The sequence below is a fragment of the Pseudomonas turukhanskensis genome (assembly GCF_027922365.1).
Lineage (GTDB): Bacteria > Pseudomonadota > Gammaproteobacteria > Pseudomonadales > Pseudomonadaceae > Aquipseudomonas > Aquipseudomonas turukhanskensis.
Map to the genome: position 1 here is coordinate 22495 of NZ_BSFN01000034.1, position 8044 is coordinate 30538.

General features: G+C 56.0%; 1 protein-coding gene. It reads right to left on the reverse strand.

Features of this window, described 5'->3' with window-relative positions; translation table 11 throughout:
- Positions 1–106: 106 nt before the first annotated feature.
- Positions 107–7846, reverse strand: a complete 7740-nt coding sequence (locus PKE98_RS26025) for an alpha/beta fold hydrolase (protein WP_271198384.1) — start codon at positions 7844–7846, stop codon at positions 107–109.
- Between the last annotated feature and the right edge of the window lie 198 nt (positions 7847–8044).

An 8044-nucleotide genomic window follows, 5' to 3' on the forward strand; every position in this document is an offset into this window, starting at 1 on the left:
CAGCAGGCTTTTTTATTTAGGCTCGAAGCCAGGTCTCAACTCACGGCTTTCTGAGGCTGAGGACCAGCTCGGCGTAATTGCCGATTTCGGGTATCGGTATTTACGATTAGGTGCTGGTCGAAGGTTTGTTTGGTTTTGCGGTCTGGGCGTCAGCGTCATTGTGGAGGTGTTGGCGCTGTTCGCCAGCCGATGCAGCAGGATCATCAAACGCTCGACCGTCCTGCCCCAGCGGCACACCGCCCTGCTCTTTATCGTCCTGCACTGCGGTGCCGTCCTTCAAAATCATACCCTTACGCCGTTGCTGAAGGACCTCTGCTAACAGTGCTCGCGGGTTAACCTTGTCGCGCAACTGCGGCTGCCCCTCGGCCGCTGCTGCAGCGTCGCCGTCGCCGTTTCCGTCGCGCTGCGCGTGGGACGTGCCAGGCACGGCAGGCGCAAGGTGAGCCTTTACTTTATTCGGCTCCTGCGCAGAGTTGGACGCTCCTTTAAAGAACTGCTCGGTGATCTTGTCGGCATAATCTGCCATCAGGGCCCGACCGTCGGTGTGTTCATAGGGGGTCTGCTCACCCTTGACCGAATAGCCTCTGTTTTCCAGCCGGCCGCGCAGAATTTCGGCCTGCAGGCCTAATCCTTCGCTGTCACTCAACAGCATCACGGGCGTATCTGACAGCCCCTTGAGGTTGGTGACCACACTGAACCGACCGTTCACGGTCTTGGCCACCAGCGACCCGAGTCCCAGAGGATTCCAGAAAGCATCTTTGTGGGCTTCCAATGCCTGGACGGTACTTGGCATCGGCCGATCCAGCAGTAACCCGCCGACCGGTTTACCCTGAACAGACTGCTTGGCGGCCAGCTTCGCCGCGACAGGTGCCCCCATTGAATAGCCTTGGATCAAAATGCTTTTCGGGTCAACTTTTTTAATATTTACCAAGTAGTCATACATAGACGCGGCATCTGCGTAAAGGCCCTTTTCCGAGGGTTTTCCGTCGCTATTGCCGTACCCGCGCCCATCCACTGCAAGCACTGAAATACCTCGGGCTTTGTATTCATCGACCACTTCAAGGGCTTGGGTCTGGCCGCCGCCACCCGAGCCATGGAGGAAGAGCACAACCTTGTCTACCGGCGCAGCCTCGCTGGCTTTATAGAGATAACCACGCAGGTTGCCAGCCTTGCCTGGCAACTCGACTTCCTCGGCAAGATTGCGGGCGACCCGATGGTCTATGTTGGCCTGGATGTGGGGCTCGATCACACCAATAGTGTCCTTGGAGCCAAAAAACGCTTCACGTATCGGATTGGCAATACCTCCTCGGCCTCGCGGCGAGATGGGCGCGTCCCCAGAGGCGCCTGGCAAGTCAGTTCGGTCGTCCATCAACGCCCGCGGATCATCGGCATCAACATTGCGCTTACGGCCATCGGCATCAATGGCCCGAGTGGTATCAAAGCCGGCTATTTTTATATGCGGATATTGTTCTTGCAGATTGGCAGCCAGACAGGCTGCGGTATTGCAGCCTGCCAGAGTGATCTTGTTCGGTTGGTCTCCAAATTGCTGGGTGACCTGGTCGACGATATTTCTCAGCGCATCGATATCGGCGCCACCAATGGTCGCGCCATCGGCGCTGCCATGGCCCACCACCTGCACTTTCAGCCTTTGACCGGCGATGGTTTGGGCAGGGCCGTAAACCAGCTTCAGACTGCCATCGGCCTGCATAACATAATGGGTGGAGTCGGTAGGATGTTTGCCTGTCAGGTTTTTCGCTGCATCAGTGGTGAGATTGTCATCACCGACCTGCACCACAACCTGGTGGTTAGAGCCCGCATCTAGAACAGCCCCCCGTCTGCGTTGCAAGGCATCTTGCCTGGCTTCTCGCACCCGCAGTGGCGCGTTTTCCAACGCAGCCGTGGTGCTATCGTCGGCTGAATGAGCACCCGGTTTTGCGGGCACTGGTGGCACTTTCGGTTTGGGAGCAACCTCAGGCGCCATTTTTGGTTTAGGCGAAACTTCAGGCGCCACTTTTGGTTTGGGCGAAACTTCAGGCGCCACTTTTGGTTTGGGCGCAACTTCAGGCGCCGCTTTTGGTTTAGGCGCAACTTCAGGCGCCACTTTCGTGCTGGACGCGATGTCAGGCATCAATTGAGGTTTGAGCGCGACTTCAGGAACCACCTGAGCCTTGCCATCTTTTATCTCTACATTGATGTAGTCCCCAGTGCCCTTGGCAACGGTATTCGGCGTTACCTCAGACACGACCTGGGCCTTACCGTCCTTGACTTGCACATTCACGTAATCGCCCGAGCTGACGACCACGTTGTCAGTTCCACCTTCCGCCCCTTTAAGTGCGTCGCTTATGTCCCGCAGGTTGGCGTAGTCATGGGCCGCGAAGTCACCGGCCGCCAACTGCTTGGAATACTCCAGCAACTTCCCGTACTGCGCGTCAGTCTGCACCATCAATTTGCCGCGTTGTTGGCGCAGCTCCTGAATCAGGCCATCGACCGTCGATTTGGTATTACTGCTGGTGAGTACTCCGGCGTTGTGGGCGTCTTGCAGTTGCGCGGCGACAATGGCGAGCCCGGTACGTCCAACGCCAGCGGTGCAATGCACCCCCACGCATTTCCCTTCGTCCCTAGCGGCGGTTCGGGCGTTATTGATTTCACTTGCTATGGCGTTCAGCCAGTTGGTATCCATGGTGCCGTGGTCCACCACCGGCGCATTCAGGTAGTTAACCGAGGTCTCGGTTGTTTTCCCATCGGGCGAGGTAAGGCTCACGTTCAGTTTGCCCTTCACAGCGGAATCGATACCGGCGACTTCGACTACATCGTTAAGCAGGAAATCAGCTTTAAACCCGCCGGCCTCAAACGGCTTGTCCGCTCGGTCCATGGGGCGGTAATCAAGCAAGTTGTGTTTATCCCTGTCGGCCAGATTGGTCAGGTCGACGACCGTGTGCACCTGGCTCAGCGTGTCGGCAAAGTTGACTAGGTAAGCCTGATCCTTCGCGGCCCGGTCAGGCAGCGATTTGCCTACTCCTGGATATTGCATGGCCAACAGCGTGTTATCGCCGACCATATGACCATTGATAATCCCGCCGGTCGTAGGTGCCGAGTGGAAATTGTCAGTGAATTGCATATCCGCAAAACGTCGAATATCCCTTGGGGCCGCCGCCATGCCAGCGGTCGATGTGTTGGCACCCAGTTGTGCGTAGGCCCCTTTCAGGTCGGCCAATGCGTCGTCGATGGCGGCATCGCCCTGCGCAGTGGCAACGGGTTTTGTGGGCGCACTGCCTTTGCCCAGCGCGTCTATGGCGCCCTCTGCTGCGGGCTTTTTACGGCCTTGTTCATTGACCTTTACGGCTGTTTCATAACCCTTCACCTCGGTGGTTGCACCTTGCTGTTGCAACAGACGGTTTACGTCGTTTACCAGGCTATTGCCGTCCTTCGCACACGCCGTGCCACAGCCCACCAGCGCCAGTTTGTCGATGCTGGTTTTGCCGTTGCTGGCCAGGTTTTTCACCACGTCGGTGATTTGCTTGCTGTCCAAACCGCCCACCGCTTGGTCTTTACCGTGCCCCACCACTTCAACCTTGGTGCTGCCGCCATTGGCTAGCGTGCCTTGTAGAACGGTGTGACTGCCGTCGGCTTTTGGCGCGATGACCACGCTGTTGTCCGGGTGTTTGTTGGCCAGGTTTTGCACAGCTTTATTGACCGCCGGATCGCGGGTGTCGGTATTGACGATTACGCGCTGATCGAAAACCTGTTTGGTCTTCGGCACTTGGGGCGAGGCATTGTTTTGAGTGGCTTCGGTGGCATGCGCGGACTCTGTTTTTCCTGTATCGCTGTTACGCTGGCTGCTGATGCCTTGACCTGTCGTCACGTTACCGGGGGTGAGCGCATTGACTGGCTTTGCGGGAAGGGGCGGCTTTTCCATGGTTCTTTTCGATTTTGGCGCTACCGGCGGTTTTGTTATTTTTTGCATCTGTGTAGGCATGTCAGGGCTGGTTTCAGTAGCGCTTCCAGATAGGGCAGGTAGACGCTCAGGATTCGCTATTTTTTTAACGCTGGAAATATTTATCTCCTTCGTAGAGAGATGCTTGAAAAGCTTGTTGGCGTCTATGGCTTTTTCACGTTCCTTGTTGTTGCCCAAGAGATATATCTTGATGTTTTCTTGGTTATTTATGTTGTAATATACTCCGCTTTGGTAGTCGAATTCTGTACCTGTAGTTTTGAAGTAAATAGTGTTGCTGGGATATTTTTTTAGAATACTCTGCGCCTGTAGCAAACTCCTATCTCCATCGTTGACGTCTAATATGACGCGACCGGTGTACTGCTGCGGCTCATAAGTGGAGGTCTCATTATTCCACTTAAAGGGTTCCAGCTCCGATTCGCGGGCTCTCTGCTGGGGATTAGACTCCTTGCTTAACTCTCCCCATCTCGGCTGGCGAATGCCGCTTACCTTGTCCTCAAATGCCGCAGACAAATCATAGGTCCGCGAGTCATCTACACCCGCTAATTTCTGCAGGCCAGGGTTTAGTGCGGAGTCTTTCAGTTGTATCCGCAAATGCTCGGCGCCGAATATCCCAATGGCGCCTGGCATTGTTGTACTTGGAGTTTCTTTTATTCTTTCAGCCATGTAATTGTTGCGTTGCTCCATATCATTTTGGCGAACTCCGGTTCTGATCTCGGTATCAACAAAATTCAGTTTTATTCCGGACGATAGTGCCTCAATAAGCAACTTGTTGCGTGGAAGTATTTCTTTCGTTGATTTCTCCACCCATTGTTTTTCCAGAAGATAGATTAGCCCATCTTGAATTTCTTTGGGCTTTCTATACCCATCGGAAAAAGGGGCATTATTTAAATAGTCTTCAAGCGAGCGATAACCGCTATCGGCTATCAGATTCAGTAGTTCCCGGCCGCGCATTGTTTTTGCTAGCGTGTTTTCATGCGGTGGCGACTCCACTGTTAGTGCGCTTACTTTTCCGTCTAGGATCATCTGTCTTATCAGCAGCGAACCTTCTGGCTTGGTGTGCGTTTCGCCGACGAATACTGGACCTGTTTCCAGTTTCAAGCTCACTTCTTTTCTGGCTTTATCAAGAAACTCTGCATACTCGCTGCTGATAACCTTTTCTTGCTTGGCTTGGTGTATTAAGTTGTCCGCATTGCTAACAAATTTGCCGTTTTCCCAGTAGCCATTGGCATATTCCGGTTCAACTTTTTTCTGTTGGCTCTGCTCTTGACCGAGTTTATTTTGCTCCGTCGCACCTAGGGGCGCGTTCTTGCCCAGCGCGTCTATGTCGCCCTCTGCTGCAGGCGTTTTACGGCCTTGCTCATTGACCTTTACGCCCGTTTCATAGCCTTTCACCTCGGTGGTTGCACCTTGCTGGGCTAGCAGGTTACTTACGTCGTTAACCAGGCTATTGCCGTCCTTCGCACACGCCGTGCCGCAGCCAACCAGCGCCACTTTGTCGACCTGGGTTTTGCCTTCGCTGGCGAGGTTTTTCACTACGTCGGTGATTTGCTTGCTGTCCAAACCGCCCACCGCTTGGTCTTTACCGTGCCCCACCACTTCAACCTTGGTGCTGCCGCCATTGGCTAGCGTGCCTTGTAGAACGGTGTGGCTGCCGTCGGCTTTTGGCGCGATGACCACGCTGTTGTCCGGGTGTTTGTTGGCCAGGTTTTGCACAGCTTTATTGACCGCCGGATCGCGGGTGTCGGTATTTACGATTACGCGCTGGTCGAAGGTCTGTTTGGTTTGTGCCGCCGGCGCGTCGCTGGCGTCGGTGTAATCCGGCGCCGGGCTGGAGGGTCTGGTTGCACCCACGTCCACATAGATATCGCTTGCTGCATCAACACGACCAGAGCTCAGCCCATCGATAACGGCGTAGCCATCGTCCCTGCTATTTGCCGTACCAGTCCCCATGTCCTGCGCCTGCAAATAACTATCGTTGCCCGCAACAATAGGTCTCTCTGTGCGGGCGTCGGTGTAATCCGGCGCCGGACTGGAGGGCCTGGTTGAACCCACATCCACATAGATATCGCTTGCTGCATCAACACGACCAGAGCTCAGCCCATCGATAACGGCGTAGCCATCGTCCCTGCTATTTGCTGCACCAGTCCCCATGTCCTGTGCCCGCAGAGAACCATCGTTGCCAGCAACCATAGGTCTCTCTGTGCGGGCGTCGGTGTAATCCGGCGCCGGACTGGAGGGCCTGGTTGAACCGACATCCACATAGATATCGCTTGCTGCATCAACACGACCAGAGCTCAGCCCATCGATAACGGCGTAGCCATCGTCCCCGTTATTTGCTGTACCAGTCCCCATGTCCTGTGCCCGCAGAGAACCATCGTTGCCAGCAACCACAGGTCTCTCTGTGCGGGCATCGGTGTAATCCGGCGCCGGACTGGAGGGCCTGGTTGAACCCACATCCACATAGATATCGCTTGCTGCATCAACACGACCAGAGCTCAGCCCATCGATAACGGCGTAGCCATCGTCCCTGCTATTTGCTGCACCAGTCCCCATGTCCTGTGCCCGCAGAGAACCATCGTTGCCAGCAACCATAGGTCTCTCTGTGCGGGCGTCGGTGTAATCCGGCGCCATGCTGGAGGGTCTGGTTGAACCCACATCCACATAGATATCGCTTGCTGCATCAACACGACCAGAGCTCAGCCCATCGATAACGGCGTAGCCATCGTCCCTGCTATTTGCTGCACCAGTCCCCATGTCCTGTGCCCGCAGAGAACCATCGTTGCCAGCAACATTAGGTCTCCCAGCGCTGGCGTCGGGGTAGTCCGGCGCCGGGCTCGGCGGTCTACTTGCATAAATATCGCTTTCTGCACCAACACGGCCAGAGCTCAACCCATCGATAACGGCGTAGCCATCGTCCCTGTTATTTGCTGTACCTGCCCCCCCGTCTTGTGCCCGCAAATAACCATCGTTGCCAGCAACATTAGGTCTCCCAGCGCTGGCGTCGGGATAGTCCGGCGCCGGGCTCGGCGGTCTACTTGCATAAATATCGCTTTCTGCGCCGCCAACATTAGGTCTACCAGTGCCAGCGCCGGGGTAGTCCGGTTGCGGGCTGGGGGGTCTAGTTGCACCCCCATCCACATAGGTATTGCCGCCTGCGTTGCCCTGCGGTAAGCCATTTTTCCCAAGAGCGTCGCTGTCGCCATCTGCGGCAGGCGTTTTACGGCCTTGCTCATTGACCTTTACGCTCGTTTCATAGCCCTTCACCTCGGTGGTTGCACCTTGCTGGGCCAGCAGGTTGCTTACGTCGGTGACCAGGCTATTGCCGTCTTTGGCGCACGCGGTGCCGCAGCCCACCAGCGCCACTTTGTCGACCTGGGTTTTGCCGTCGCTGGCCAGGTTTTTCACCACGTCGGTGATTTGCTTGCTGTCCAAACCACCCACCGCTTGGTTTTTACCGTGCCCCACCACTTCAACCTTGGTGCTGCCGCCATTGGCGAGCGTGCCTTGCACAATGGTGTGGCTGCCGTCAGCGTTTGGCGCGATGACCACGCTGTTGTCCGGGTGTTTGTTGGCCAGGTTTTGCACAGCCTTGTTGACCGCCGGATCACTGGTATCGGTGTTGACGATCACGCGTTGGTCGAAGTTCTGTTTGGTTTGTGCCGCCGGAGCGTCGGCGGAGTTGCGGGTACTTGTCGGTAGGTTTACGTCTGGGGCTGAGTTGCTGGCCAGAGTTTTTACGGTGTTGTTTGCGGCCGGGTTGTTGGTATCGGTATTGGTGACTACGCGCGGGTCGACGTTCTGTTTGGTTTGTGCCGCCGGGGTGTCGGCGGAGTTGCGGGTACTTGTCGGTGCGTTTACGTCTGGGGCTGAGTTGCTAGCCAGGTTTTGCACGGCCTTGTTTGCGGCCGGGTTGCTGGTATCGGTAGTGGCGATTACGCGCGGGTCGACGGTCTGTTTGGGTTTGGCCGCCGGTGCGTCGGCGTAGTTGTGGTTGCCTTTCGCTATGTTTACGTCTGGCGCTGTGTTGCTGGGGGTAGTGCTGCTGGTGTCGCTTTGTTTGGTTTGTCCGCCGCGGCTGCTCGGCGCATC